Annotated in this window: 24 protein-coding genes and 1 pseudogene; 14 read left to right on the plus strand and 11 right to left on the minus strand. The window is 69.9% G+C overall.

The features are described from left to right. The 5 genes from IF54_RS0127665 to IF54_RS0127685 form a co-directional block, all read right to left on the minus strand. Positions 1 to 1,060 (minus strand): DUF475 domain-containing protein (locus IF54_RS0127665; RefSeq protein ID WP_030323458.1); only part of this gene is annotated, 1,060 nt, incomplete at its 3' end. Positions 1,061 to 1,186: 126 nt separating this feature from the next. After that, a complete protein-coding gene (locus IF54_RS0127670) occupies positions 1,187 to 1,762 on the minus strand; it encodes a TerD family protein (protein WP_030323460.1) in 576 nt (191 codons plus the stop codon). Between the two features lie 98 nt (positions 1,763 to 1,860). After that, positions 1,861 to 2,436, minus strand: coding sequence for a calcium homeostasis/redox stress adaptation protein (locus IF54_RS0127675; RefSeq protein ID WP_030323468.1), 576 nt, complete (start codon positions 2,434 to 2,436; stop codon positions 1,861 to 1,863). 115 nt (positions 2,437 to 2,551) lie between these two features. Beyond that, entirely contained in the window at positions 2,552 to 3,010 is a 459-nt protein-coding gene (locus tag IF54_RS0127680) for a peroxiredoxin (protein ID WP_030323471.1), read from the minus strand. Positions 3,011 to 3,119: 109 nt separating this feature from the next. Continuing rightward, complete coding sequence (locus IF54_RS0127685) at positions 3,120 to 3,551, minus strand: DUF3052 domain-containing protein (protein ID WP_020116104.1); 432 nt, start codon at positions 3,549 to 3,551, stop codon at positions 3,120 to 3,122. A 344-nt stretch (positions 3,552 to 3,895) separates the two neighbouring features. On the opposite strand from IF54_RS0127685, the gene aceE reads away from it, so the two are divergent. Beyond that, entirely contained in the window at positions 3,896 to 6,628 is a 2,733-nt protein-coding gene (gene aceE / locus IF54_RS0127690) for a pyruvate dehydrogenase (acetyl-transferring), homodimeric type (RefSeq protein WP_030323473.1), read from the plus strand. A gap of 132 nt (positions 6,629 to 6,760) precedes the next feature. Further along, positions 6,761 to 7,498 (plus strand): potassium channel family protein, encoded by a 738-nt coding sequence (locus IF54_RS0127695; protein WP_020136456.1) that lies wholly within the window; start codon positions 6,761 to 6,763, stop codon positions 7,496 to 7,498. 340 nt (positions 7,499 to 7,838) lie between these two features. On the opposite strand, the pseudogene IF54_RS43580 reads toward IF54_RS0127695, so the two are convergent. Then, a pseudogene (locus tag IF54_RS43580) lies at positions 7,839 to 7,970 on the minus strand (small hydrophobic protein); the annotation flags it as partial. A 274-nt stretch (positions 7,971 to 8,244) separates the two neighbouring features. Beyond that, positions 8,245 to 9,864 carry an MFS transporter gene (locus IF54_RS0127700; RefSeq protein ID WP_030323479.1) on the minus strand — a complete coding sequence of 540 codons (1,620 nt, stop codon included), beginning with the start codon at positions 9,862 to 9,864 and terminating at the stop codon, positions 8,245 to 8,247. 66 nt (positions 9,865 to 9,930) lie between these two features. On the opposite strand from IF54_RS0127700, the gene IF54_RS0127705 reads away from it, so the two are divergent. From IF54_RS0127705 to IF54_RS0127715, 3 genes are read left to right on the plus strand one after another with little or no spacing between them, the layout of a single operon-like run. Beyond that, entirely contained in the window at positions 9,931 to 10,566 is a 636-nt protein-coding gene (locus IF54_RS0127705; RefSeq protein ID WP_030323483.1) for a TetR family transcriptional regulator, read from the plus strand. 54 nt (positions 10,567 to 10,620) lie between these two features. Next, the gene (locus IF54_RS0127710) at positions 10,621 to 11,838 is read left to right on the plus strand and encodes an alpha/beta hydrolase (protein WP_030323484.1); all 1,218 of its coding nucleotides are present in this window, start codon (positions 10,621 to 10,623) and stop codon (positions 11,836 to 11,838) included. A 58-nt stretch (positions 11,839 to 11,896) separates the two neighbouring features. After that, positions 11,897 to 12,754 carry a DUF4429 domain-containing protein gene (locus IF54_RS0127715; protein ID WP_037820695.1) on the plus strand — a complete coding sequence of 286 codons (858 nt, stop codon included), beginning with the start codon at positions 11,897 to 11,899 and terminating at the stop codon, positions 12,752 to 12,754. 1 nt (position 12,755) lies between these two features. Here the strand turns inward: IF54_RS0127715 and IF54_RS0127720 are convergent, their stop codons facing one another. Both IF54_RS0127720 and IF54_RS0127725 read right to left on the minus strand, forming a co-directional pair. Further along, positions 12,756 to 13,772, minus strand: coding sequence for an aldo/keto reductase (locus IF54_RS0127720; RefSeq protein WP_030323486.1), 1,017 nt, complete (start codon positions 13,770 to 13,772; stop codon positions 12,756 to 12,758). After that, positions 13,769 to 14,236 carry a MerR family transcriptional regulator gene (locus tag IF54_RS0127725; RefSeq protein ID WP_030323488.1) on the minus strand — a complete coding sequence of 156 codons (468 nt, stop codon included), beginning with the start codon at positions 14,234 to 14,236 and terminating at the stop codon, positions 13,769 to 13,771. Before IF54_RS0127725 ends, IF54_RS0127720 begins: the two co-directional genes overlap by 4 nt. A 97-nt stretch (positions 14,237 to 14,333) precedes the next feature. Here IF54_RS0127725 and IF54_RS0127730 point away from each other — a divergent pair, with 97 nt between their 5' ends. Next, the gene (locus IF54_RS0127730) at positions 14,334 to 14,804 is read left to right on the plus strand and encodes a GNAT family N-acetyltransferase (protein WP_030323489.1); all 471 of its coding nucleotides are present in this window, start codon (positions 14,334 to 14,336) and stop codon (positions 14,802 to 14,804) included. 19 nt (positions 14,805 to 14,823) lie between these two features. After that, entirely contained in the window at positions 14,824 to 15,639 is an 816-nt protein-coding gene (locus IF54_RS0127735; protein WP_030323491.1) for a serine hydrolase domain-containing protein, read from the plus strand. Here the strand turns inward: IF54_RS0127735 and IF54_RS0127740 are convergent. After that, a complete protein-coding gene (locus tag IF54_RS0127740) occupies positions 15,636 to 16,289 on the minus strand; it encodes a pirin family protein (RefSeq protein ID WP_030323493.1) in 654 nt (217 codons plus the stop codon). The two genes, IF54_RS0127735 and IF54_RS0127740, sit on opposite strands and share 4 nt — an antisense overlap. Positions 16,290 to 16,381: 92 nt before the next feature. Here IF54_RS0127740 and IF54_RS0127745 point away from each other — a divergent pair, with 92 nt between their 5' ends. From IF54_RS0127745 to fabF, 5 genes are all read left to right on the plus strand, one after another. Then, positions 16,382 to 17,587 carry a PucR family transcriptional regulator gene (locus tag IF54_RS0127745; RefSeq protein WP_030323496.1) on the plus strand — a complete coding sequence of 402 codons (1,206 nt, stop codon included), beginning with the start codon at positions 16,382 to 16,384 and terminating at the stop codon, positions 17,585 to 17,587. An 89-nt stretch (positions 17,588 to 17,676) separates the two neighbouring features. After that, on the plus strand, positions 17,677 to 18,600 hold the full coding sequence (locus IF54_RS0127750) for an ACP S-malonyltransferase (protein WP_030323497.1): 924 nt from the start codon (positions 17,677 to 17,679) through the stop codon (positions 18,598 to 18,600). A gap of 16 nt (positions 18,601 to 18,616) precedes the next feature. Then, complete coding sequence (locus IF54_RS0127755; RefSeq protein ID WP_030323499.1) at positions 18,617 to 19,615, plus strand: ketoacyl-ACP synthase III; 999 nt, start codon at positions 18,617 to 18,619, stop codon at positions 19,613 to 19,615. 77 nt (positions 19,616 to 19,692) lie between these two features. Then, positions 19,693 to 19,941 (plus strand): acyl carrier protein, encoded by a 249-nt coding sequence (locus IF54_RS0127760; protein WP_007381745.1) that lies wholly within the window; start codon positions 19,693 to 19,695, stop codon positions 19,939 to 19,941. Between the two features lie 85 nt (positions 19,942 to 20,026). After that, complete coding sequence (gene fabF, locus IF54_RS0127765) at positions 20,027 to 21,307, plus strand: beta-ketoacyl-ACP synthase II (RefSeq protein WP_030323501.1); 1,281 nt, start codon at positions 20,027 to 20,029, stop codon at positions 21,305 to 21,307. Positions 21,308 to 21,441: 134 nt separating this feature from the next. Here fabF and IF54_RS0127770 read toward each other — a convergent pair whose 3' ends face one another. Then, positions 21,442 to 21,936 carry a DUF3145 domain-containing protein gene (locus tag IF54_RS0127770; protein ID WP_030323503.1) on the minus strand — a complete coding sequence of 165 codons (495 nt, stop codon included), beginning with the start codon at positions 21,934 to 21,936 and terminating at the stop codon, positions 21,442 to 21,444. A gap of 250 nt (positions 21,937 to 22,186) precedes the next feature. Between IF54_RS0127770 and IF54_RS0127775 the strand changes: the two genes are divergently transcribed. Beyond that, entirely contained in the window at positions 22,187 to 23,071 is an 885-nt protein-coding gene (locus IF54_RS0127775; RefSeq protein ID WP_030323504.1) for an SGNH/GDSL hydrolase family protein, read from the plus strand. A 10-nt stretch (positions 23,072 to 23,081) separates the two neighbouring features. Next, a complete protein-coding gene (locus IF54_RS0127780; protein ID WP_030323506.1) occupies positions 23,082 to 24,053 on the plus strand; it encodes an aldose epimerase family protein in 972 nt (323 codons plus the stop codon). Positions 24,054 to 24,074: the final 21 nt, after the last annotated feature.

Consider the following 24,074-nt stretch of genomic DNA (forward strand, 5'->3'; position numbering starts at 1 on the left):
CCTCGGCGGCCGCCAGCGCGTTGTTGCGGCGCACGGAGGACCAGAAGGACCAGCCGATCAGGACCACACCGACCAGGCCGGTGATGATCTCGTTGATCTCGTACTGGATGGTGACCATCAGGATCACCGCGAGGGCGCCGATCGCGTAGTGCGCGCCGTGCTCCAGGTAGACGTAGTCGTCCAGGGTGCCCTGGCGGACCAGGTACACGGTGAGCGACCGGACGTACATCGCGCCGATGCCGAGGCCCAGCGCCATCAGGACGATGTCGTTGGTGATGGCGAACGCGCCGATCACGCCGTCGAAGGAGAAGGAGGCGTCGAGGACCTCCAGGTAGAGGAACATGAAGAACGCGGCCTTGCCGGCGCGCTCCTCCTCCTCGTGCTCGCGTTCCTCGTCCTCTTCGAGCTTGTCCTCGAAGTAGCCGGAGAGACCGCCCACGATCATGTAGGTGATCAGGCCCGCGATGCCGGAGATCAGGACCGTCTGTGCCTTGTCGACGTGCGCGCCGCCGTGCTGGTGGGCGTGGGTGGCGAAGGTGAAGGCGGTGACCAGCAGGACGATCAGGGCGATGCAGACCGACAGCATGTCGACCTTGCCGAGCTTGGCCAGCGGGCGCTCGATCCAGCGCAGCCACTGGATGTCCCGGTCCTCGAAGATGAAGTCCAGGAAGATCATCAGCAGGAACATGCCACCGAACGCGGCGATCGCCGGGTGCGCGTCGGTGACCAGCTCCTGGTAGTGGTCCTTGTTGTTGAGGGCGAGGTCGACGGCCTCGATCGGGCCCATCTTGGCGCTGATCGCGACGATGACGACGGGGAAGACCAGCCGCATACCGAACACGGCGATCAGGACACCGACGGTGAGGAAGATCTTCTGCCAGAAGGCGTTCATCTTCTTCAGGATTCCGGCGTTGACCACCGCGTTGTCGAACGACAGCGAGATCTCGAGGATGGAGAGGATCGCCACGACGCCGAAGCCTTCCCACCCCCCGTAGAAGACGGCGGCGACCAGGCCGAGCGCGGTGACCGCGAACGACCAGCCGAAGGTTTTGAGAACCACTGGCTACCCAATCCGTACGTGTACGGGGCTCCCCCGTGCCGCACTCGGCTTTACGAACTTTTGAAGCCGAAGTCTAGTCGGGCCCCGTTCGCCGCCCACCCTGCCCCGGCTTTTGCTCATATCGCGTTATGAGACGTTGACCCCGAAGTCCAGGGCGATGCCCCTGAGCCCCGACGCGTACCCCTGCCCCACCGCCCTGAACTTCCACTCACCCTGGTAGCGGTAGACCTCGCCGAAGATCATCGCGGTCTCGGTGGAGGCGTCCTCGGAGAGGTCGTAACGGGCCAGTTCCTGGCCGTCGGCCTGGTTGACCACGCGGATGAAGGCGTTGCTGACCTGACCGAAGGTCTGGCCGCGGTTGTCGGCGTCATGGATGGAGACCGGGAAGACGATCTTGTCGCAGCCGGCCGGCACCTTGGAGAGGTCGATCAGGAGCGACTCGTCGTCGCCCTCGCCCTCACCGGTGAGGTTGTCGCCGGTGTGCTCCACGGACCCGTCCGGGCTCTTGAGCTGGTTGTAGAAGATGAACCACTCGTCACCCATGACCCGCCCGCCCGCGCACATCAGGGCGCTGGCGTCGAGGTCGAAGTCGGCTCCGGTGGTGGAGCGCGCGTCCCAGCCGAGCCCGACCATCACCTGGGTGAGGTTGGGTGCGGCCTTGGACAGGGAGACGTTTCCCCCCTTGGCGAGCGTGACGCCCATGTGCTGTTCCCTCCCCGGGAGAGTGCTGCTGTGCGGTACCTGCGCGTCCGGCGCCGCACGCAAACGGTGCGACGCCGGACGGGTGACCAGGAGTGGCCCTAGACGTTGACGCCGAAGTCCTGGGCGATGCCGCGCAGGCCCGAGGCGTAGCCCTGGCCGATGGCCCGGAACTTCCACTCGGCGCCGTTGCGGTACAGCTCGCCGAAGACCATGGCCGTCTCCGTGGACGCGTCCTCGGAGAGGTCGTAGCGGGCGATCTCCGCCTCGCCGGCCTGGTTCACGACGCGGATGAACGCGTTGCGCACCTGGCCGAAGGACTGCTGGCGGTTCTCGGCGTCGTAGATCGAGACCGGGAAGACGATCTTGTCGACGTCGGCCGGGACCGCGGCGAGGTTGACCTTGATCTGCTCGTCGTCGCCCTCGCCCTCACCGGTGATGTTGTCGCCGGTGTGCTCGACGGAGCCGTCCGCGCTCTTGAGGTTGTTGAAGAAGACGAAGTTGGCGTCGCTGGCGACCTTGCCCGCCGAGTTCAGCAGCAGTGCGCTGGCGTCAAGGTCGAAGTCGGTGCCGGTCGTGGTGCGGACGTCCCACCCCAGACCGACGATGACCGCGGTCAGGCCCGGGGCCTCCTTGGTCAGCGATACGTTGCCGCCCTTGCTGAGGCTGACTCCCACGAGTCCTCCATAGGTTTGCTGGTGTGTGATGCTGCCGGATCAACGATTCGATCCTAGTGAGGGGTTCCCGGCCCACGCAGTCCCTGGAGGCGAACAATCACCGGGTGTCGAACTCTCAGAGGGTGTCGAGCGCCTTCACGTACTCGTTCAGGTCCCGGGCGTCCGGCAGGGCGTTGACGACGGTCCAGCGGACCACGCCCTCCTTGTCGATGACGAAGGTGCCGCGGACCGCGCAGCCCTTGTCCTCGGCGAAGACGCCGTAGGCGCGGGAGACCTCGCCGTGCGGCCAGAAGTCGCTGAGCAGCGGGTACTCCAGGCCCTCCTGCTCGGCGAAGACGCGCAGGGTGTGGATGGAGTCGTTGGAGACGGCGAGCAGCTGGGTGTCGCGGTCGGAGAACTGCGGAAGGTTGTCACGCAGCTCGCACAGCTCACCGGTGCACACGCCGGTGAAGGCGAAGGGGTAGAAGAGCAGCACGACGTTCTTGCTGCCGCGGAAGTCGGACAGCTTCACGGTGCGCCCGTGGTTGTCCTTGAGCTCGAAGTCGGGGGCCTTGTCGCCGACCTGGATCGCCATCGCGTGGATGTCCCTTCGGGAGCTGTTCGAGTGACGCAACCACCCTACGCAGCGATCACCGCACGGAAGCGGACGGGCCGGTCGTACCGGCCCGTCCGGTCCCACGGGGCTACTTCTTGGACTTGGCCGCCTTGGGCGTCACCAGCCGGCTGCCGCTCCAGTCCTTGCCCACGCTGACGCTCTTGGAGGCGGACAGGCCCGCCGTCGTCGCGGCTTCGGAGATGTCGCTCGGCTCCACGTAGCCGTCCCGGCCGGTCTTCGGCGTCAGCAGCAGGATCGAGCCGCCCTCCTCGATGTACGTGGTGGCGTCCACCAGCACATCGGTCAGGTCGCCGTCCTCGTCACGGAACCAGAGCACCACGGCATCGGCGACGTCGTCGTAGTCCTCGTCCACAAGGTCGCTGCCGATTACCTGCTCGATGGCCTCGCGGAGTTCCTGGTCTACGTCGTCGTCGTAGCCGATCTCCTGGACCACCTGCTCGGGCTGGAACCCCAGCCTCACGGCAGGGCTCGTCTCCGCGTGGTCCGCGGTCGCGCTCACGGGGTGCCTCCTGATCTTGGTCTTTGGGTATGTCTCAGCCACGCGCGTGCGCGAAGCAATGGCCGTAGTCCACACGGGCGGGGCGGATCGCGCAAGTACCCGGCGTTTCTGACGGCCGAAACGGTGACGTTCCGGAACGTGTCACCCCAACTCCAGGCACATCGTCGCGGTCACGTCGTGACGCATGCCACACCTTTCTGCCCTCTTTGCGTGTTTGGGAACCATACCCGGGTAAAGGGCCTCGGGTTACCCCGGAGTAGAGATGACGTTTGGCCCCCCGAGGTACACGATGGGGAGCGGTGCAGACATCTAGAAATACGGCCCTCTGACAGGTAAGGAACAGCGTGGCTTCCGGATCCGATCGCAACCCGATCATCATTGGCGGCCTTCCGAGTCAGGTTCCTGACTTCGATCCCGAGGAAACCCAGGAGTGGCTCGACTCCCTCGACGCCGCCGTGGACGAGCGCGGCCGGGAGCGGGCCCGCTATCTGATGCTGCGGCTCATCGAGCGGGCCCGCGAGAAGCGTGTGGCCGTGCCCGAGATGCGCAGCACGGACTACGTGAACACCATCCCGACCAGGGCTGAACCGTTCTTCCCGGGCAACGAGGAGATCGAGCGCAAGATCCTGAACGCCACCCGGTGGAACGCGGCCGTGATGGTCTCGCGCGCCCAGCGTCCCGGGATCGGCGTCGGCGGCCACATCGCCACCTTCGCCTCCTCCGCCTCCCTCTACGACGTCGGCTTCAACCACTTCTTCCGCGGCAAGGACGAGGGCGACGGCGGCGACCAGGTCTTCTTCCAGGGCCACGCCTCCCCCGGCATCTACGCCCGCGCCTTCCTCCTTGACCGGCTGAGCGAGGCCAACCTCGACGCGTTCCGCCAGGAGAAGTCGAAGGCCCCGCACGGCCTGTCCTCCTACCCGCACCCGCGGCTCATGCCGGACTTCTGGGAGTTCCCGACCGTGTCGATGGGCCTCGGTCCGATCGGCGCGATCTACCAGGCCCGGATGAACCGCTACATGCACGCGCGCGGGATCGCGGACACGAGCAAGTCGCAGGTGTGGGCGTTCCTCGGCGACGGCGAGATGGACGAGCCCGAGTCGCTCGGCCAGCTGACCATCGCCGCCCGCGAGGGCCTGGACAACCTGACCTTCGTCGTCAACTGCAACCTCCAGCGCCTCGACGGCCCGGTGCGCGGCAACGGCAAGGTCATCCAGGAGCTGGAGTCGGTCTTCCGGGGCGCCGGCTGGAACGTCATCAAGCTGATCTGGGACCGCAGCTGGGACCCGCTGCTCGCGCAGGACCGCGACGGCATCCTGGTCAACCGGATGAACACCACCCCGGACGGCCAGTTCCAGACCTACGCCACCGAGTCGGGCGCCTACATCCGCGAGCACTTCTTCGGCGACGACCAGCGGCTGCGCGCGATGGTCGAGGGCATGACCGACGACCAGATTCTCCACCTGGGCCGCGGCGGGCACGACCACAAGAAGATCTACGCGGCGTTCAAGGCGGCCGTGGAGCACAAGGGCCAGCCGACGGTCATCCTCGCGAAGACCGTCAAGGGCTGGACGCTGGGCCCCAACTTCGAGGGCCGCAACGCCACGCACCAGATGAAGAAGCTGACGGTCGACGACCTCAAGGGCTTCCGCGACCGGCTGCACCTGCCGATCTCCGACAAGGAGCTGGAGTCGGGCGCGCCGCCCTACTACCACCCGGGCCGGGACTCGGAGGAGATCCAGTACATGCACGACCGCCGACAGGGTCTCGGCGGTTACGTCCCCACGCGTGTGGTGCGCGCCAAGCCGCTCGCGCTGCCGGACGACAAGACGTACGCGACCGTGAAGAAGGGCTCCGGGCACCAGTCGATCGCCACGACGATGGCTTTCGTACGGCTGCTCAAGGACCTCATGCGGGACAAGGAGCTCGGCAAGCGGTTCGTGCTGATCGCGCCGGACGAGTACCGCACCTTCGGCATGGACTCGTTCTTCCCGAGTGCGAAGATCTACAACCCGCTCGGGCAGCAGTACGAGTCGGTGGACCGCGAGCTGCTGCTGGCGTACAAGGAGTCGCCGACGGGCCAGATGCTGCACGACGGCATCTCGGAGGCGGGCTGCACGGCCTCGCTGATCGCGGCGGGTTCGGCGTACGCCACCCACGGCGAACCGCTGATCCCGGTCTACGTCTTCTACTCGATGTTCGGTTTCCAGCGCACCGGCGACCAGTTCTGGCAGATGGCGGACCAGCTGGCGCGCGGTTTCGTCCTGGGCGCGACCGCGGGCCGTACGACCCTGACCGGTGAGGGGCTCCAGCACGCGGACGGCCACTCGCAGCTGCTCGCCTCGACCAACCCGGGCTGCGTGGCGTACGACCCGGCGTTCGGGTTCGAGATCGCGCACATCGTGCAGGACGGTCTGCGGCGGATGTACGGCCCGGACAGCGAGGACGTCTTCTACTACCTCACCGTCTACAACGAGCCGATCCAGCATCCGGCCGAGCCGGAGAACGTGGACGTGGAGGGCATTCTCAAGGGCGTCCACCGCTTCAGCGAGGGTGTGGCGGGGTCGATCCCGGCGCAGATCGTCGCGTCCGGTGTGGCGGTGCCGTGGGCGGTCGAGGCGCAGAAGATCCTCGCCGAGGACTGGAACGTCAAGGCCGACGTCTGGTCGGCGACCTCCTGGAACGAGCTGCGGCGCGACGCGGTGGCCTGCGAGGAGCACAACCTGCTGCACCCCGAGGAGGAGCAGCGGGTGCCGTACGTGACGCGCAAGTTCGCCGGCGCGGAGGGTCCGTTCGTGGCCGTGTCCGACTGGATGCGGGCGGTTCCGGACCAGATCGCGCGGTGGGTGCCGGGGACGTACCAGTCGCTGGGCGCGGACGGGTTCGGCTTCGCGGACACCCGCGGGGCGGCCCGGCGGTTCTTCCACATCGACGCGCAGTCGATCGTGGTGGGCGTGCTGACGGAGCTGGCGCGGGAGGGGAAGGTGGACCGGTCGGTGCTGAAGCAGGCGATCGACCGGTACCAGTTGCTCGATGTGTCGGCGGCGGATCCGGGGGCGGCGGGGGGCGACGCGTAGTCGTTTCACTGCGGGCCGGTGGGGGTTGCTCGCGCCCACGCGGCGGAGCCGCACATCGATGCAGCCCCGCGCCCCTGAAGGGTGGTGAGGCCTGCGGCCCACCACCCTTCACCCTTTCCTTACGATGCGGACATGAAGGAACAGTCGGCGCAGGACCGTTGGGAACAGCACACTCAGCGGCCCCTGCTGGCCCTCGCGGTGTTGTTCGCCGTCGCCTATGCCGTGCCGATCGTGGACACCTCGGCGGGGCATTCGCTGACGGCGGCGTGCACGGTGGCCGAGTGGGTGGTGTGGGGCGTCTTCGCGGTCGACTACCTGATGCGGTTGTCGCTGTCGCGGGACCGCCGGGGGTTCGTACGGCAGCACTGGATGGACCTGTGCGCCGTGGTGGTCCCGCTCATACAGCCCCTGCGTCTGCTGCGGCTGGTCTCCACGCTGCTGCTGGTGGGGCGGCGGGCGCGGATGGCCTCGCAGATCAGGGTGACGACGTACGTGGGCGGGGCGGTCGTCGGGCTGCTGATGTTCGGCTCGCTGGCGGTGCTCTCGGTGGAGCGGGACTCACCGAACGGGAACATCCGGACGCTGGGTGACGCGGTGTGGTGGTCCTTCACCACGATGACGACGGTCGGCTACGGCGACCACGCCCCGACGACCGGCCTGGGCCGGATGATCGCGGTCGGGCTGATGCTCTCCGGCATCGCCCTCCTCGGTGTCGTCACCGCGAACATCGCCGCCTGGTTCATCGAACGCTTCGAGAAGGACGACGTGGAGGAACGCGAACAGACGGAGGCGATCAGAGCCCTGACGGAAGAGGTAAGGGCCCTGCGAGCCGAGGTGGCGGCCTTGCGCAAGACGTCCGTCGGGGGCTGACAGGGACTCCGCCGAGGGCGTGGCCGATTCGGGCTCTCACGTCGGCAGACATGAGGCGGGCCCCCGGTCGTCCCACCGGGGGCCCTTCCCTCACACGCCCCGGGTCAGAACAGACCGCTGCCCGGGGTAGCCGCTCCGTACTGACCCCTCTGGGGGACACCCCCAGACCCCCGGCGATGATTCCGAGCGTCGCGCGATCCGGCCCGCTCCGCGACCACATGGAGCCCGGTGCCGTGCAAGCCGTCGGCAGACATGAGGCGGGCCCCCGGTCGTCCCACCGGGGGCCCTTCCCTCACACGCCCCGGGTCAGAACAGACCGCTGCCCGGGGTAGCCGCTCCGTACGAAGAAACCGGCCACCGCGCAGATGACTCCGATGATTCCGAGCGTCGCGCGATCCGGCCCGCTCCGTGACCACGTCCGGCCACGCGATCGGGGGTACCTGCGCGTTCCCTGTCCGAAGCCCGCCATCATCAACTCCCTGACACCCTCGCTTGGTTGGGTTCGTCTTGGGTTCAACGATGCGAGTACCCCGGTTCAGGCCGATAATCCTCCGGCCTTGCGGCGCGCCGCCCCCCTCCGGCAGCGCGCCGCAGCGCCGTCCGCCCTCCCCGTCACACGAGATGTGCCGTGCGGAGGGCTTGACTTACTGTGACCTGCGGCGCGCACCGGGTGCGAGAAATCTTTAGCCCCTTCACCCTGATAGGGGAAGAACGCTGACATCCCGTCAGGCGTGACCTGCGGTTTCTCAGATGTGGCCGACGCCCGCGCCCGCCTCCGCGTTCACCCCGCGCTTGGTGAGCAGCGCCACCAGGACGGCGAACGCGGCAACCCCGGCGGCGACCAGGGACGCGAGGCTCATCCCGGAGATGAAGGTGTCGTGGGCGACGTCGGTGATCTTCGCGACGATCTCCGGCGGGGTCCCCTTGGCGACCGGCGGGACACCCACCTGCACCGCCTCCGACGCCTGGTCCAGCTGGGCCGGCGTGAGCGGGGGCAGGCCCGCCTCCTTCCAGTTGCCCGCGAGGTCGCCGTCCACCTTGGAGGCCATCACGGCGCCCAGCACGGCCGTACCGAGGCTGCCGCCGATCTGCATCGCGGCCTGCTGGAGACCGCCGGCCACACCGGACAGCTCCATGGGCGCGTTGCCGACGATGACCTCGGTGGCGCCGACCATCACCGGCGCGAGGCCGAGGCCGAGCAGGGCGAACCAGAGCGACATGACCGCGCTGCCGGTGTCCGTCTCCAGCGTCGACATGCCGAACATCGCGATCGCCACCGACGCCATACCGCCGGCCAGCGGGATACGGGGGCCGAGCTTGGTGATCAGCACGCCCGCGAGCGGGGAGCCGACGATCATCATCCCGGTGAGCGGGAGCAGGTGGAGACCGGCGTCGATCGGGCTCATGCCGTGCACGTTCTGGAGGTAGAAGGTCACGAAGAACAGGCCGCCCATGAACGCGATCGCCATGAGGACCATCAGGACCACACCCGCCGACAGCGGCAGCGAGCGGAACAGCGCGAGCGGGATCAGCGGCTCCTTGACCTTCGTCTCCCAGAGCGCGAAGAGGGCGAAGCCCGCCAGGGAGGCCAGGATGAAGGTCCAGGTCAGTCCGTCGCCCCAGCCCCAGGTCGGGGCCTTGATGAGCGCCCACACCAGGCAGAACATGGCGCCGGACAGCAGGGCTATGCCCAGCAGGTCGAAGGAGCGCGGGGCGTTCTCCGCACGGTGGTCGAGCAGGATCAGCACACCGAGGACGAGCGCGAGGACGCCCACCGGCACGTTGATGAAGAACACCGACTGCCAGTTGACGTGCTCGACGAGGACACCGCCGAGGATCGGGCCGCCGGCGGTGGAGGCGCCGATGACCATGCCCCAGATGCCGATCGCCATGTTGAGCTTCTCGGCCGGGAAGGTGGCCCGCAGCAGACCGAGCGCGGCCGGCATCAGCAGCGCCCCGAACAGGCCCTGGAGGACGCGGAAGGTGACGACGGCGGCGATGGAGCTGGAGAGCCCGATCGCGCCCGAGGCGGCGGCGAAGCCGACCACGCCGATCAGGAAGGTCTGGCGGTGGCCGAAGCGGTCACCGAGCTTGCCCGCGGTGATCAGGGCGACCGCCAGGGCGAGGAAGTAGCCGTTGGTGATCCACTGGACGTCCGCGAAGCTCGCCTTGAGATCGGCCTGGATGGCCGGGTTGGCGATGGCCACGATGGTGCCGTCCAGGGCCACCATCATGACGCCGACAGCCACGGTCAGGAGAGTGAGCCACGGGTGGCCGCGCAGCCCGGAGGCGGGCACCTGATCCGACGCGGACGGCGACGCCCCGTCCCCCGGTCCCGTCGTGTCGAGGGTGGTCTGACTAGTCATGTGTTCGAGGCTAGTGACAGCCACTGACAATTGACAAACCAATTCACAAGTCGGTAACTGACACCAATGGAAACCCTGCGCGAACGCAAGAAACAGCGCACCCGGGAGGCACTGCTCCGGGTCGCCGTCGAACTGTTCACCACCCGCGGCTACGAAGGCACGACCGTCGACGACATCGCCGACGCCGTCGGCGTCTCGCAGCGCACCTTCTTCCGCTACTTCGCCGGCAAGGAGGACGCGGCCCTCGCACTCGACGGGATGACGGTCGCGCGCTTCGTCGAGGCCGTACGCGAGCGCCCCGCGCACGAGCCCCCGCTCCAGGCGCTGCGCCAAGCCGTGCTGGAGGGCTGGGACACCCTGCACGAGGTCGTGGACTCGGTCGTACCGGTGGAGCGGTTCCTCGCCCTGTACCGGGTGATCGAGTCGACCCCCGTGCTGCTCGCCGCCCATCTGCGGCGCTCGGTGGAGGCCGAGGAGGTCCTCGCGCAGGTGCTCGCGGAACGCGAGGGCCTCGACCCGGAGACCGACCCGCGGCCCCGCCTGACGGTGGCCGCCTTCGGCGGGGTGATGCGGATGACGGAACGCCGCTGGCTGACGGACGGGGACTTCAGCCTGGAGGCCATGCGGGAGCTGACGGTCTCCCACCTGGAACTGCTGGGACCGGCCCTGGCGGGCGAGTGGCTTCCTTACACCAAAACGTGATACCCGTCACTCGATTAACCCGAGACCGTCCCGTTCTCCTAGTGTGTCCTTTCAGTGACTTCCTTCGACACCTCCCCGCAACTCAACGTCTGGCGCGTACTGCTCGCGCTGGCCGTGGTGTTCGTGATGCTGGCGACCACCGGGTGGACCGCGCTGCACAACCAGCGCGAGACCACCCCGCTCCAGGCCTCCCTCGACTCCTGGACGCACGGCCGGCTCCACGGACACCGGCTGCCCGACCCGGACGCCTCCCCCGCGCTGCTCTCCCGGTACTTCGCGAAGCTCAGCTCGCAGGAGCGCGTCCACCTCGCGCAGCACTACCCGCTCGCGGTCGGCAACATGAACGGCGCCCCGGTCGGACTGCGCTACCAGGCCAACCGCCTCGCGCTGCTCCAGGCCCGTGGCGTCGAGCGTGAGCGCATGCACGACCCCCGGCTCACACCGTCCGGTCAGCAGGAGGCGGGCGAGCGGATGCACCGCTTCGAGGCGCTGACCGCCCCCGACCGCCACATCCTCGCCTTCGACCCCGACGGCTCCGGCCGGATCGCCGAGGTCTTCGGCGATCTGCGCACGGCGGAGCGGGTCTCGGTCGTCGTGCCGGGTGTCGACACCGACCTGCTCACCTTCCAGCGCACCAACCGCAGCTGGTCCGCGCCGGTCGGCATGGCCAAGGCCCTGTACCAGGCCGAGCGCGAGGCGCGCCCGGCCACGCGGACGGCGGTGATCGCCTGGGCCGACTACACCGCCCCCGCCGGACTCGGCATCGAATCGGCCACCGCGATGCGCGCCGAGAGCGGCGCCGTACGGCTGAACGCGCTGGTGCGCGCGCTGCCCGGCGCCACGCCCGTCTCCCTGTTCTGCCACAGCTACGGCTCCGTGGTGTGCGGGGTCGCCGCGCACACGCTGCCCGCCCGGGTGGCCGACATCGCGGTGGCCGGCAGCCCCGGGATGCGGGTCGCCAACGCCTCCCATCTGCGCACCTCCGCGCGGGTGTGGGCGATGCGGGACGCCGACGACTGGATCCAGGACGTGCCGTACCTGGAGGTCGGCGGGCTCGGCCACGGGGCCGACCCGGTGTCCTCCGCGTTCGGTGCCCGGGTGCTGTCCGCGCAGGGTGCGGACGGACACGCCGGTTACTTCCAACCCGGAACGGAGAGTCTCGACAACTTCGCCGACATCGGCGTTGGCGCATACCGCTCGGTGCGGTGCGCCCACGAGGACGAAGCCTGCCGCGCCGGTTTGTCCGGCACGGCCACGGCCGGACGCGCGTAGAGACCGCAGGAACCGCGCTCTGCGCGAGGAGGGGACGAAGGAGCTCGTGCCGCATACGATGACCCGCATGGGTGACGTACTGGCCGGATTTCATGCCGCCTGGGAGTTCGACTCCGACTCCGTGCTCATCCGCTACGAACGGGGGATTCGCACACCGAAGCTCTTCCAGGCGCTGGGCGAACGCCGGATTCCCCTGGAGGCGATCTCCGGGGTGACGCTGTCGCCCGGCAAGCGGGGCACAGTGGTCCTGCACGCCGTGCCGCGACCGGGGGCGGACCCGCTCATGGAGGCGGCGGCGGGGCAGCTGAAGGAAGGGTGCGATCCGTACCGGCTGGTGCTGCCTGCGGACAAGGAGACGCTCGCCGAGTACTACCGGGACGAACTGAGCGCGCTGCTGAAGGAGGACGACGAGGAGGCGGAACGTTTCCTGGTCGCGGCGCCCGAAGTGCCGTTGCAGTTCAAGGCGTACGACGGGAAGGCGTCCTTCGACGGCCGCACCGTCGGCTTCCGGTGGTTCTGGACGGGAGCGTCGTCGGCGAAGTGGAAGGCCGGGGACCAGAGTTTCCCGGTGTCCGAGCTGACGGGTGTCGAGTGGCGGTCACCGGAGGTCTTCGAGGGGCATCTGCGGCTGCTCCGCGGGGAGCCGGGGCCGGTGCAGGCGGACCAGGACCCGGCGGCCGTGGTGTTCGGACTGGGGTACGGGCCCGTGCACGAGTCATTGCCCTTCGCCGCCGCCGTGCTGGCCGCGGTGAAGCAGCGCGGGGCCACGGCGGCGGTCACGGCCGTGGCCGCGCCGCGCCGGGACCCCGCGGACATCGCCGAGCGGATCCGCCACCTCGGGGAGCTGCACCAGGCCGGGCTGGTCACCGACGAGGAGTTCTCCGTGAAGAAGGCGGAACTGCTGGCGGAGCTCTAGCTCACTCCCGGCCCGCCGACGAGAACCGCATGTCCGCGTACCGGTCGCCCGCCACCTGGCCGGCGATCGGCTCCAGCAGCTCCAGTTCCTCCTTGGTGAGCTCGATGCCCGTCGCCGCCGCGTTCTCCTCCACCCGGGCCGGCTTGCGGGTGCCCGGGATCGGGACGACCGGGAGGCCGTGGACCTCGGACTGCTGCTGGACCCAGGCCAGGGCGACCTGACCCAGGGAGACTCCGTGGGCGTCGGCGACCTGGCGGATCGGCTCCAGCAGGGCCGCGTTCGCCGCCGCGTTGTCGCCCGTGAAGCGGGGCTGCTGGCGGCGGAAGTCGTCGGCGGTGAGGTCCTTGGCGGCGTCGGTGAAGGAGCCGGTGAGGAAGCCGCGGCCGAGCGGGGAGTACGGGACGAGGGTGACACCGAGTTCACGGGCGGCCGGGACCACCTTGGCCTCGATGTCCCGGCTGAACAGGGACCACTCCGACTGCACGGCGGCGATCGGGTGGACGGCCTGGGCCGCGCGCAGCTCGCCCGCGGTGACCTCGCTCAGGCCCAGGTGCTTGACCTTGCCCTCGCGCACCAGCTCGGCCATCGTGCCGACGGACTCCTCGATCGGCACGTTCACATCGCGCCGGTGCATGTAGTAGAGGTCGATGACGTCGACGTCCAGCCGCTTCAGGCTCGCCTCGACGGCCTGGCGGATGTAGGGCGGGTCGTTGCGGATGATCCGCCGGGTCGGGTCGTCCGCGGGTATCGACAGGGCGAACTTGGTGGCGATCACGACCTCGTCGCGGTGGGCCTTGAAGAACGGGGACAGGAACTTCTCGTTCTCCCCCTGCCCGTAGGCGTCCGCCGTGTCGTAGAGGGTGATCCCGAGCTCCAGGGCCCGCTCCAGGGTGGCCCGGGACGCCTCCGCGTCCACGGGGCCGTACGCGAAGCTCATGCCCATGCAGCCGAGTCCCTGGACGCCGACCTCCGGGCCGTTCTCGCCCAGTCGTGCGGTGGGGATCCTGCTGTCGGTCATCCTGCCTTCTCCTTCTCCCAGTCGGCGCTGCCGGCCTCGGCGTAGAAACTGATCTTGTGGTCCAGAACGGCGAGGGTGTCCTGGAGCTCCGCGATCCGGGCCAGCACGTCCCGGCGGGTCGTCTCCAGCAGCTTGAAGCGGTCGCCGAAGGTCTGGTCGCCCTCCCGCACCAGCTCCGCGTACCGGACCATGTCGGCGACCGGCATGCCGGTGAGCCGGAGCTTGCCGACGAAGGCGAGCCAGTCGAGGTCGCGGTTGCTGTAGCGGCGCTGGCCGGTGTGCGAGCGGTCGATGTGCGGCATCAGGCCGATGCGCTCGTACCAGCGCAGGGTGTGCGCGGTCAGGCCGGTGAAGGCGACGACCTCGCTGATCGTGTAGCTGTCCTGGCCGTTGGGGCGCCGGTGCGGGTGGGGCGGGGCGGCACAGCTGTCGGTCCTGGTACTCGTGGTCTCCATCACCGTCATGACCTCAACGCTATGGCCTTGGAGTGCACTCGAAGCAAGCGGTACCGGTAAGAAATCGGCAGGACCGCGCACGGATCGGGTGACTAGCCTGCGGGACATGAGTCTCGTACGCCGGGCCCTGCCCGAGGACGCCGAGGAAGTGCTGCGGCTGCGCCAGGTGATGATCGACGCGCTGCCCGGTGGGGACGCCTCCACCGCGTGGCACGCGCAGGCGCTGCCGTCGCTGCGGCAGAGACTGGGCGAGTCCGACGGGGACTTCGCGGCCTTCGTCGTCGATCACCCGGACCGGCCGGGGGCGTTGGCCGCGCTGGTGGTCGGGACCGTCGACTACCGGATCGGCAAGGCGGGCAACCCGCACGGTCTCGCCGGGTACGTCTTCAGCGTGGCCACCGATCCGGGCGCCCGGCGGCGCGGGTACGCGCGGGCGTGCATGGACGAGCTGCTGGCGTGGTTCCGCGAGCGGGGTGCCGGACAGGTCATGCTGACCGCGTCCCCGGAGGCCGAGCCGCTCTACGCGGACCTCGGCTTCGTCATCAAGCCGGACCCCACGATGATTCTGAAGCTGTGAGCGGCTTAACCTCGACGGCATGTCGTTGCAGAGCCTCGCCCTGATCGAGAACTGGCCGGTTCCCACCTCCGCGGCGGGGGTGGTGCGGGCCGACGGCACGGTCCTCGGCACCCATGGTCCGGTGACCCACCGCTTCCCGCTGGCCTCGGTCACCAAGCCGCTCGCCGCATACGCCGTCCTCGTCGCGTACGAGGAGGGCGCGATCGAGCTCGACGAGCCGGCCGGGCCGGGCGGCTCGACCGTGCGGCATCTGCTCGCGCACACCTCGGGGCTGGCCTTCGACGAGCACCGCGTCACCGCCCCGCCAGGGGAGCGCCGGCTCTACTCGAACGCCGGGTTCGAGCAGCTCGGCGACCATCTCGCCAAGGCCACGGACATCCCGTTCGCGGAGTATCTGCGGCAGGCGGTGCTGGAGCCGCTGGGCATGACGTCGACGTCGCTGGAGGGCTCCCCGGCGAAGGACGGGGTCTCGACGGTCGAGGACATGCTCCGGTTCGCGGCGGAGGTGCAGGCACCGCGGCTGCTGGACCCGCGCACGGTCGCCGAGGCGATGACGGTCCAGTACCCGGGCACGAAGGGCGTGCTGCCCGGCTACGGCCACCAGAACCCCAACGACTGGGGTCTGGGCTTCGAGATCCGGGACTCCAAGTCCCCGCACTGGACGGGCTCCTCGTCCTCGCCGCGCACCTTCGGGCACTTCGGCCAGTCCGGCACGTTCCTGTGGATCGACCCGGACGCGCGGGCGGCCTGCGTGGCCCTGACCGACCGCCCCTTCGGGCCCTGGGCGGTCGAGGCGTGGCCGCCGTTCACCGACGCGGTGCGCTCCGAGCTCTAGGACATCTCCCACAGCAGCAGTTCGGCCCCGGTCACCGCCACCGCGTCCAGTTCCTTCGCGTCGGTGACCCGGGCCGCGTCACCGGGGCCCAGCTCCTCGCCGTCCAGCCGCACGTCACCGCGCACGACATGGACGTAGAGGAACGGTGCGTCCGGTACCGCGGTCCGCTCCCCCGCGGCCAGCCGCCGCACGTGCAGCATCGCGCCGGCCTCCGGTATCGCGTACGGCGTCGAATCGGCGATCCCCCGGACGATCTCGTACGACGGCTCGCCGCCCGGCTCCAGGGGCGCCAGCCAGGTCTGCACGAAGGTCAGCGGAGTGTCGGCGTCGTTGCGCTCGACGTGCCGCACGCCCGCGGCGGCGCTGAGCCGCTGCACGTCACCGGCCCGCACGACCGTCGCGTGCCCGGTGGAGTCGCGGTGCGTGAGCTCCCCCTCGACCACCCAGGTCACGATCTCGGTGTGGCTGTGCGGGTGCTCGTCGAACCCGGCACCGGGCAGCAGCCGCTCCTCGTTGCACGCGATCAGCGCGCCGAACCGCAGATTGCCGGGATCGTAGTGCGGCCCGAACGAAAAGGCGTGCCACGACTCGATCCCACCCCCGGGATCCCCGCCTGGATAGCGCTCGCCGGCGCGCCATACGTCCGTCACGGGACCACGGTAGACCCGCCGCAACGTGTCCGGACCGTCAAGCACAACCCCGGCGGCGCGCACTGACGTCCGGATAAGGCAGTCTTGTCCACGTGCCCGAACCCGAACTCCGCAAGTCCGATCCCGCCGCGTCCGTCGTCCACGCTCACGCCGCGACCCTGAAGCGGCTGGAGAAGTCGTCCGGGTCGCTGGCCCAGCAGGCCATCGCGCGGATGGACGAGACGCTGCCGTGGTACCGGGCGATGCCCCCGGAGAACCGTTCCTGGATCGGGCTGGTCGCCCAGGCCGGTATCGCGGCCTTCACCGAGTGGTTCCGGCGTCCCGACGCCCCGCAGGCCATCTCCACCGACGTGTTCGGCACCGCTCCGCGGGAGCTGACCCGGGCCATCACGCTGCGGCAGACCGTCGAGATGGTGCGCACCACGATCGAGGTGATGGAGAGCGCGATCGACGAGGTCGCGGCCCCCGGTGACGAGTCCGTGCTGCGCGAGGCCCTGCTGGTCTACGCCCGTGAGATCGCCTTCGCCACCGCCCAGGTCTACGCCCAGGCCGCCGAGGCACGCGGTGCCTGGGACGCCCGCCTGGAATCACTGGTGGTCAACGCCGTGCTGAGCGGAGAGGCCGACGAAGGCGCCGTGAGCAGGGCCGCCGCGCTCGGCTGGAACGCGCCCGAGCATGTGTGCGTGGTGCTGGGCACGGCCCCCGACGGGGACTCCGAGCTGACCGTGGAGGCCATCCGGCGGGCCGCCCGGCACGCCAAGCTCCAGGTGCTGACCGGGGTGCTCGGGGCGCGGCTCGTCGTCATCGCGGGCGGCAGCGACAACCCGCTGGCCGTGGCCAAGTCGCTGATCGGACCGTATGCGGCCGGACCGGTGGTCGCCGGTCCCGTCGTACCCGATCTGCTGGCCGCGACCCGGTCCGCGCAGGCGGCCGCCGCGGGACTCAAGGCGTGTTCGGCCTGGCAGGACGCCCCGCGCCCGGTGCTGGCGGACGACCTGCTTCCGGAACGTGCGATGGCCGGTGATCCCAGTGCGCGCGAGCAGTTGGTGGAGGAGATCTACAGACCGCTGGAGGAGGCCGGTTCCGCGCTCCTCGAAACCCTGTCCGTCTACCTCGAACAGGCGTCCAGTCTGGAGGGTGCGGCCCGGATGCTTTTCGTGCATCCCAACACCGTGCGCTACCGGCTTCGACGTGTGACTGACGTCACCGGCTGGTCGCCTTCCGATGTACGGTCGGCGTTCACCCTGCGGATCGCGCTCATCCTGGGGCGTCTGGCCGACGGTGATCTCCAGCCCTAGGCTTTTGTCGGGGGCCAACAAAACCCCCACACGTTCTTCGTCCCTGTCCCCACGGGCGGCTTGGGCCGCCCTCAAGAGAGAGTGTGAGAGTGCTCGTACTCGTCGCTCCCGGCCAGGGCGCCCAGACGCCCGGCTTCCTGACCCCCTGGCTCGAACTCCCCGGTGCCGCGGACCGCGTCGCCGCGTGGTCCGACGCCATCGGACTGGATCTCGCCCACTACGGCACACAGGCCGACGCCGACGCCATCCGGGACACCTCGGTGGCCCAGCCGCTGCTGGTCGCGGCCGGGATCCTGTCCGCCTCGGCACTCGGTGCCATCGCCGACATCGCCCCCGGAGCGGTCGCCGGGCACAGCGTCGGTGAGATCACCGCCGCCTCCTTCGCGGGCGTCCTGGACGACACCGCCGCCCTCACCCTCGTCCGCAAGCGGGGTCTGGCCATGGCCGACGCCGCCGCGATCACCGAGACCGGCATGTCGGCGCTGCTCGGCGGTGACCCGGAGGTCTCCGTCGCGCACCTGGAGAAGCTGGGCCTGACCCCGGCGAACGTCAACGGCGCCGGTCAGATCGTCGCCGCGGGCACGCTGGAGCAGCTCGCCGCGCTGAACGACGACAAGCCCGAGGGTGTCCGCAAGGTCGTCCCGCTCAAGGTCGCCGGCGCCTTCCACACGCACCACATGGCCCCCGCGGTCGACGCGCTGGCCAAGGCCGCCGCCGACCTGACGCCGGCCGACCCGACGGTCACGTACGTCTCCAACAAGGACGGGCAGACCGTCGCCACCGGCGCCGAGGTGCTGGAGCGGCTGGTCGGCCAGGTCGCCAACCCGGTCCGCTGGGACCTGTGCATGGAGACCTTCAAGGAGCTCGGCGCCACCGCGCTCATCGAGGTGTCCCCCGGCGGCACGCTGGTCGGCCTCGCCAAGCGCGCGCTGCCCGGTGTCACGACGCTGGCGCTCAAGACCCCCGACGACCTCGACGCTGCTCGCGAGCTCATCGCCGAGCACGGTGCCTGAGAAGGAGCACGAGAGCATGTCGAAGATCAAGCCCAGCAAGGGCGCCCCGTACGCGCGCATCCTCGGGGTCGGCGGCTACCGTCCGACCCGGGTCGTGCCGAACGAGGTGATCCTCGAGACGATCGACTCCTCCGACGAGTGGATCCGCTCGCGCTCCGGCATCCAGACCCGGCACTGGGCGAACGCCGAGGAGACCGTCGCCGCCATGTCGATCGAGGCGTCCGGCAAGGCGATCGCCGACGCCGGGATCTCCGCCGAGCAGATCGGCGGCGTGATCGTCTCGACCGTCTCGCACTTCAAGCAGACCCCGGCCGTGGCGACCGAGATCGCCGACAAGCTGGGCACGAACAAGGCGGCCGCCTTCGACATCTCGGCGGGCTGCGCGGGCTTCGGCTACGGCCTCACCCTCGCCAAGGGCATGATCGTCGAGGGCAGCGCGGAGTACGTCCTGGTGATCGGCGTCGAGCGGCTGAGCGACCTGACCGACCTGGAGGACCGGGCCACCGCCTTCCTGTTCGGCGACGGCGCCGGCGCGGTCGTCGTGGGTCCCTCCCAGGAGCCGGCCATCGGCCCCACCGTGTGGGGTTCCGAGGGCGACAAGTCCGAGACGATCAAGCAGACCGTGGCGTGGAACGAGTACGACAGCTCCACGGACAAGTTCCCTGCGATCACGCAGGAGGGCCAGGCGGTGTTCCGCTGGGCCGTGTTCGAGATGGCGAAGGTCGCCCAGCAGGCGCTGGACGCGGCCGGGATCAGCCCGGACGACCTGGACGTCTTCATCCCCCACCAGGCCAACGAGCGGATCATCGACTCGATGGTGAAGACGCTCAAGCTGCCGGAGCACGTCACGGTCGCGCGTGACGTACGCACCACCGGCAACACCTCGGCCGCCTCGATCCCGCTCGCGATGGAGCGGCTCCTGGCGACCGGCGAGGCGAAGAGCGGCGACACCGCGCTCGTCATCGGATTCGGGGCGGGTCTCGTCTACGCCGCCACTGTCGTTACCCTCCCCTAGGCACTCCGTGCCGGATCGACCGGTCCGGGACGGAAAACACTGCCAACCCTCTGGATAAGAAAACGAAGGAGCGCCAAATGGCCGCCACTCAGGAAGAGATCGTCGCCGGTCTCGCCGACATCGTGAACGAGATCGCCGGCATCCCGGTTGAGGACGTCCAGCTGGACAAGTCCTTCACCGACGACCTGGACGTCGACTCGCTGTCCATGGTCGAGGTCGTCGTCGCCGCCGAAGAGCGCTTCGACGTCAAGATCCCGGACGACGACGTCAAGAACCTCAAGACGGTCGGCGACGCGACCGACTACATCCTCAAGCACCAGGCCTGAGCCCCTGCTTGGGCCGGACGCTGACCGGCCCCGCCACCCGGCGGTGGCGCCGCTTAATCCTCGTACCGTTGGAGAAAGATTTCCCGTGAGCCCGACCAATCGCACCGTGGTCGTCACCGGTATCGGCGCAACCACACCGCTGGGTGGCGACGCAGCCTCTACCTGGGAGGGTCTGGTCGCCGGCAAGTCCGGCGTCAAGCCCCTCGAGCAGGAGTGGGCCGCCGACCAGGCGGTCCGTATCGCGGCGCCCGTCGCCGTGGAGCCGACCGAGGTGATCCCGCGGCCGCAGGCCCGGCGCCTCGACCGTTCGGCACAGTTCGCACTGGTCGCCGCCAAGGAGGCGTGGGCTGACGCGGGCTTCGAGGGCAAGGCCGGCGAGGAGGGCTCGGTCGGCGACGTCGACCCGGACCGCCTCGGCGCCGTCATCGCCTCCGGCATCGGCGGTGTGACGACCCTCCTGGACCAGTACGACGTGCTGAAGGAGAAGGGCGTCCGCCGCGTCTCCCCGCACACCGTTCCCATGCTCATGCCGAACGGCCCCTCGGCCAACGTGGGCCTGCTGGTGGGCGCCCGGGCGGGCGTGCACACGCCGGTCTCCGCGTGCGCCTCGGGCGCCGAGGCCATCGGCTACGCCATCGAGATGATCCGCACCGGCCGCGCCGACATCGTCGTCGCCGGTGGCACCGAGGCGGCGATCCACCCGCTGCCCATCGCCGCGTTCGGCAACATGATGGCGATGTCCAAGAACAACGACGACCCGCAGGGCGCCTCGCGTCCCTACGACACCGCCCGGGACGGCTTCGTCCTCGGCGAGGGCGCCGGTGTGGTCGTCCTGGAGTCCGCGGAGCATGCCGCCAGGCGCGGCGCCCGGGTGTACGCCGAGGCGGTCGGTCAGGGCATCTCCGCCGACGCCCACGACATCGTGCAGCCCGAGCCGGAGGGCCGGGGCATCTCGGCCGCCCTCCAGCACCTGCTCGAGAACACCGACCTGGACCCGGCGGAGATCGTGCACGTCAACGCGCACGCCACGTCGACGCCGGCCGGTGACATCGCCGAGCTCAAGGCGCTGCGCAAGGTGTTCGGGGACGACGCGGACCACATGGCGGTCTCGGCGACCAAGTCGATGACCGGTCACCTGCTGGGTGGTGCCGGTGGCATCGAGACGGTCGCGACCGTCCTCGCCCTGTACCACCGGGTGGCCCCGCCGACCATCAACGTCGAGAACCTCGACCCGGAGGCGGAGGCCAACGCCGACGTCGTCCGCGGCGAGGCGCGCAAGCTGCCCGTGGAGGGCCGTATCGCCGCGCTGAACGACTCGTTCGGCTTCGGCGGGCACAACGTGGTACTGGCGTTCCGTACGGTCTGAGAACGCCGTCAGCTGGAAATGGCCCGGTCTCCGTGGGGAGGCCGGGCCATTCGCCGTCTCGGTGTCTGTCGTCGGCCTGGTGCGGGTCGTATGTGGCTGGTCGCGCAGTTCCTCGCGCCCCTTAAGGGGCGCCTTCACACCACCTGGTGCAGCCAGCGGACCGGGGCGCCCTCGCCCGCGTACCGGAACGGCTCCAGCTCGTCGTCCCACGGCTTGCCCAGGAGTTTGGCCAGTTCTGCTTCCAGGTCGGTCTCGCCCCTCTGGGAGCGCGTGAGGGCTGCCCTCAACCTGTCCTCCGGGATCAGGATGTCGCCGTGGATGCCGGTGACCGCGTGGAAGATGCCGAGTTCGGGGGTGCAGCTGTAGCGCTCGCCCTCGGCGGTGGCGCAGGGCTCGGCCGTGACCTCGAAGCGCAGCAGGTGCCAGCCCCGCAGCGCCGACGCGAGCTTGGACGCGGTGCCGACCTCGCCCTTCCAGGAGAACTCCGAGCGCCAGGTGCCGGGCGCGGCGGGCTGCCGGATCCAGTCGAGGTTGACGCGCGTGCCGAGCACCCCGGCGATCGCCCACTCGACGTGCGGGCACAGCGCGCGCGGCGCGGAGTGCACGTACAGAACTCCACGTGTCGTCACCGGGACCTCCGGGCAGAGCGGGACAGGTCTTGCTGGCCGGCACGGCGGCGATGCCGACCGGCCACGTTGAGGGCGAGGCTACCGTGCGGCGGCGCAAGGAGTGTGACGTACCGTCGGTCCCGATGCCCCGAAACGCCCGCCATTCACCCGGCAGGACGCTAGTACGGGTCCCGATCGTTCCCTCGGGGCCGCCGGGAACTCGGGCGCGTTGTTATGAACGGACCACCATTTCACGAGGGGAACACCACGGATGCGCATGCAGGGCCACCGCTCGCGGGCCGTCGCCGCCGTCCTGACCGCGGCTCTTGTGGGCGTCGCCGGGTGTGACACCGCGGGCGGCGACTCCGCGGCGCCGACCGCCAAGGCGAAGCCCTCGCCGAAGCCCACGCCCGCCTGGGACAGCAGCCCGGCCTCGCTGGCCGCCGTCGGCGACTCCATCACCCGCGGCTTCGACGCGTGCGGGGTGCTGACCGACTGCCCCGACGTGTCCTGGGCCACCGGGGGCAGCGCGCAGGTCGACTCCCTGGCCGTACGGCTGCTGGGGAAGGCCAAGGCGGCCGAACGGAGCTGGAACTACGCGGTGTCCGGGTCGAGGATGGCCGATCTGTCCGCGCAGATGTCCCAGGCGGCCTCGCGCGCGCCGGCGCTGGTGACGGTGATGGTGGGCGCCAACGACGCCTGCCGGGACTCCACGGCGGCGATGACCCCGGTGTCCGAGTTCCGGGCCGGGTTCGAGGACGCCCTGAGCGTGCTGCGCCAAAAGGCGCCCAAGGCGCAGGTGTACGTGGCGAGCGTGCCCAACCTCAAGCGGCTGTGGTCCCAGGGGCGGACCAACCCGCTGGGCAAGCAGGTGTGGAAGCTGGGCGTGTGCCCGTCGATGCTGGCCGACGCGGACGCCCTGGACGCGGCGGCGACCGAGCGCCGGGACACCGTGCAGAAGCGGGTGGAGCAGTACAACGCCGTGCTGAAGCAGGTGTGCGCGAAGGACGCGCACTGCCGGTACGACGGGGGCGCGGTGTACGACTACCGCTTCGGCACCGACCAGCTCAGTCACTGGGACTGGTTCCATCCGAGCGTGAACGGCCAGGCACGGCTGGCGGAGATCGCATACCGCAAGGTCAAGGCCGTGACTTAAAGTTCCGCACATGAACGAACTCTTCGCCACGCTTCCCGACGGCACACCGGTCCACCGCTGGACCCTGGAGCGCGCGGGCGTGCGCGTGCGGATCCTGTCCTACGGCGGGATCGTGCAGTCGGTCGAGGTCCCGGACCGGCAGGGGCGGACGGCGGACGTGGTGCTGGGGTTCGCCGATCTGGACGGGTACCTGGAGCACTCCGGTCCCTATCTCGGTGCCTTCATCGGGCGGTACGCGAACCGGATCGCGGGCGCCCGTTTCGAGCTGGACGGGCGGACGTACGCGCTCGCGGCGAACAACGCGCCCAACTCCCTGCACGGCGGGGAGAACGGCTTCGACAAGCGGGTGTGGGACCTGGAGCCGGCCGGGGAGTTCGGGGTGCGGCTGAGCCGGGTCAGCCCGCACGGCGAGGAGGGCTTCCCGGGCCGCCTTGAGGTCTCCGGGACCTACGCGCTGGACGAGTCGGGCGCGCTGCGGATCTCGTACGAGGCGGTCACCGACGCGCCGACCCTGGTGAACCTGACCAACCACAGCTACTTCAACCTGGCCGGGTCCGGGAACGCGGGCGGGCACGAACTGCGGATCGACGCCTCGCGGTTCACTCCGGTCGACGCGGACCTGATCCCGACGGGGGTCGAGGAGGTCGCGGGCACCCGGTTCGACTTCCGTCGGACGCGCAAGGTCGGGGCCGGGTACGACCACAACTTCGTGCTCGACAAGGGGCTCACCGATCAGGCCGTGGAGGTGGCCGAGCTGTACGACCCGGCGTCCGGGCGGGTGCTGGCGGTGTCGACCACCGAACCGGGGCTCCAGCTGTACACCGCGGACCACCTGCCCGAGCCCTTCGCGCCCGGCGACGGCATCGCGCTGGAGACCCAGCACTTCCCGGACTCCCCCCACCGCCCGGAGTTCCCGAGCACGGTGCTGCGGCCGGGTGAGGTGTACCGGTCGGAGACGGTGTACGGGTTCGCCGTCCGCTAGGAACGGCTTCTCGGTCCGCCG

This window comes from Streptomyces sp. NRRL B-3229 (assembly GCF_000719505.1).
Classification (GTDB): Bacteria; Actinomycetota; Actinomycetes; order Streptomycetales; family Streptomycetaceae; genus Streptomyces; species Streptomyces griseorubiginosus.

What these genes read in the sequence shown, in the direction of transcription:
- IF54_RS0127700 (WP_030323479.1), bottom strand. Translation starts at nt 9,864, where the DNA reads ATGACTAGTCAGACCACCCTCGACACGACGGGACCGGGGGACGGGGCG.
- IF54_RS0127735 (WP_030323491.1), top strand. Translation starts at nt 14,824, where the DNA reads ATGTCGTTGCAGAGCCTCGCCCTGATCGAGAACTGGCCGGTTCCCACC.
- IF54_RS0127720 (WP_030323486.1), bottom strand. Translation starts at nt 13,772, where the DNA reads ATGACCGACAGCAGGATCCCCACCGCACGACTGGGCGAGAACGGCCCG.
- IF54_RS0127725 (WP_030323488.1), bottom strand. Translation starts at nt 14,236, where the DNA reads ATGACGGTGATGGAGACCACGAGTACCAGGACCGACAGCTGTGCCGCC.
- IF54_RS0127780 (WP_030323506.1), top strand. Translation starts at nt 23,082, where the DNA reads ATGAACGAACTCTTCGCCACGCTTCCCGACGGCACACCGGTCCACCGC.
- IF54_RS0127695 (WP_020136456.1), top strand. Translation starts at nt 6,761, where the DNA reads ATGAAGGAACAGTCGGCGCAGGACCGTTGGGAACAGCACACTCAGCGG.
- IF54_RS0127760 (WP_007381745.1), top strand. Translation starts at nt 19,693, where the DNA reads ATGGCCGCCACTCAGGAAGAGATCGTCGCCGGTCTCGCCGACATCGTG.
- IF54_RS0127680 (WP_030323471.1), bottom strand. Translation starts at nt 3,010, where the DNA reads ATGGCGATCCAGGTCGGCGACAAGGCCCCCGACTTCGAGCTCAAGGAC.
- IF54_RS0127705 (WP_030323483.1), top strand. Translation starts at nt 9,931, where the DNA reads ATGGAAACCCTGCGCGAACGCAAGAAACAGCGCACCCGGGAGGCACTG.
- IF54_RS0127775 (WP_030323504.1), top strand. Translation starts at nt 22,187, where the DNA reads ATGCGCATGCAGGGCCACCGCTCGCGGGCCGTCGCCGCCGTCCTGACC.
- IF54_RS0127755 (WP_030323499.1), top strand. Translation starts at nt 18,617, where the DNA reads ATGTCGAAGATCAAGCCCAGCAAGGGCGCCCCGTACGCGCGCATCCTC.
- IF54_RS0127670 (WP_030323460.1), bottom strand. Translation starts at nt 1,762, where the DNA reads ATGGGCGTCACGCTCGCCAAGGGGGGAAACGTCTCCCTGTCCAAGGCC.
- IF54_RS0127715 (WP_037820695.1), top strand. Translation starts at nt 11,897, where the DNA reads ATGACCCGCATGGGTGACGTACTGGCCGGATTTCATGCCGCCTGGGAG.
- IF54_RS0127730 (WP_030323489.1), top strand. Translation starts at nt 14,334, where the DNA reads ATGAGTCTCGTACGCCGGGCCCTGCCCGAGGACGCCGAGGAAGTGCTG.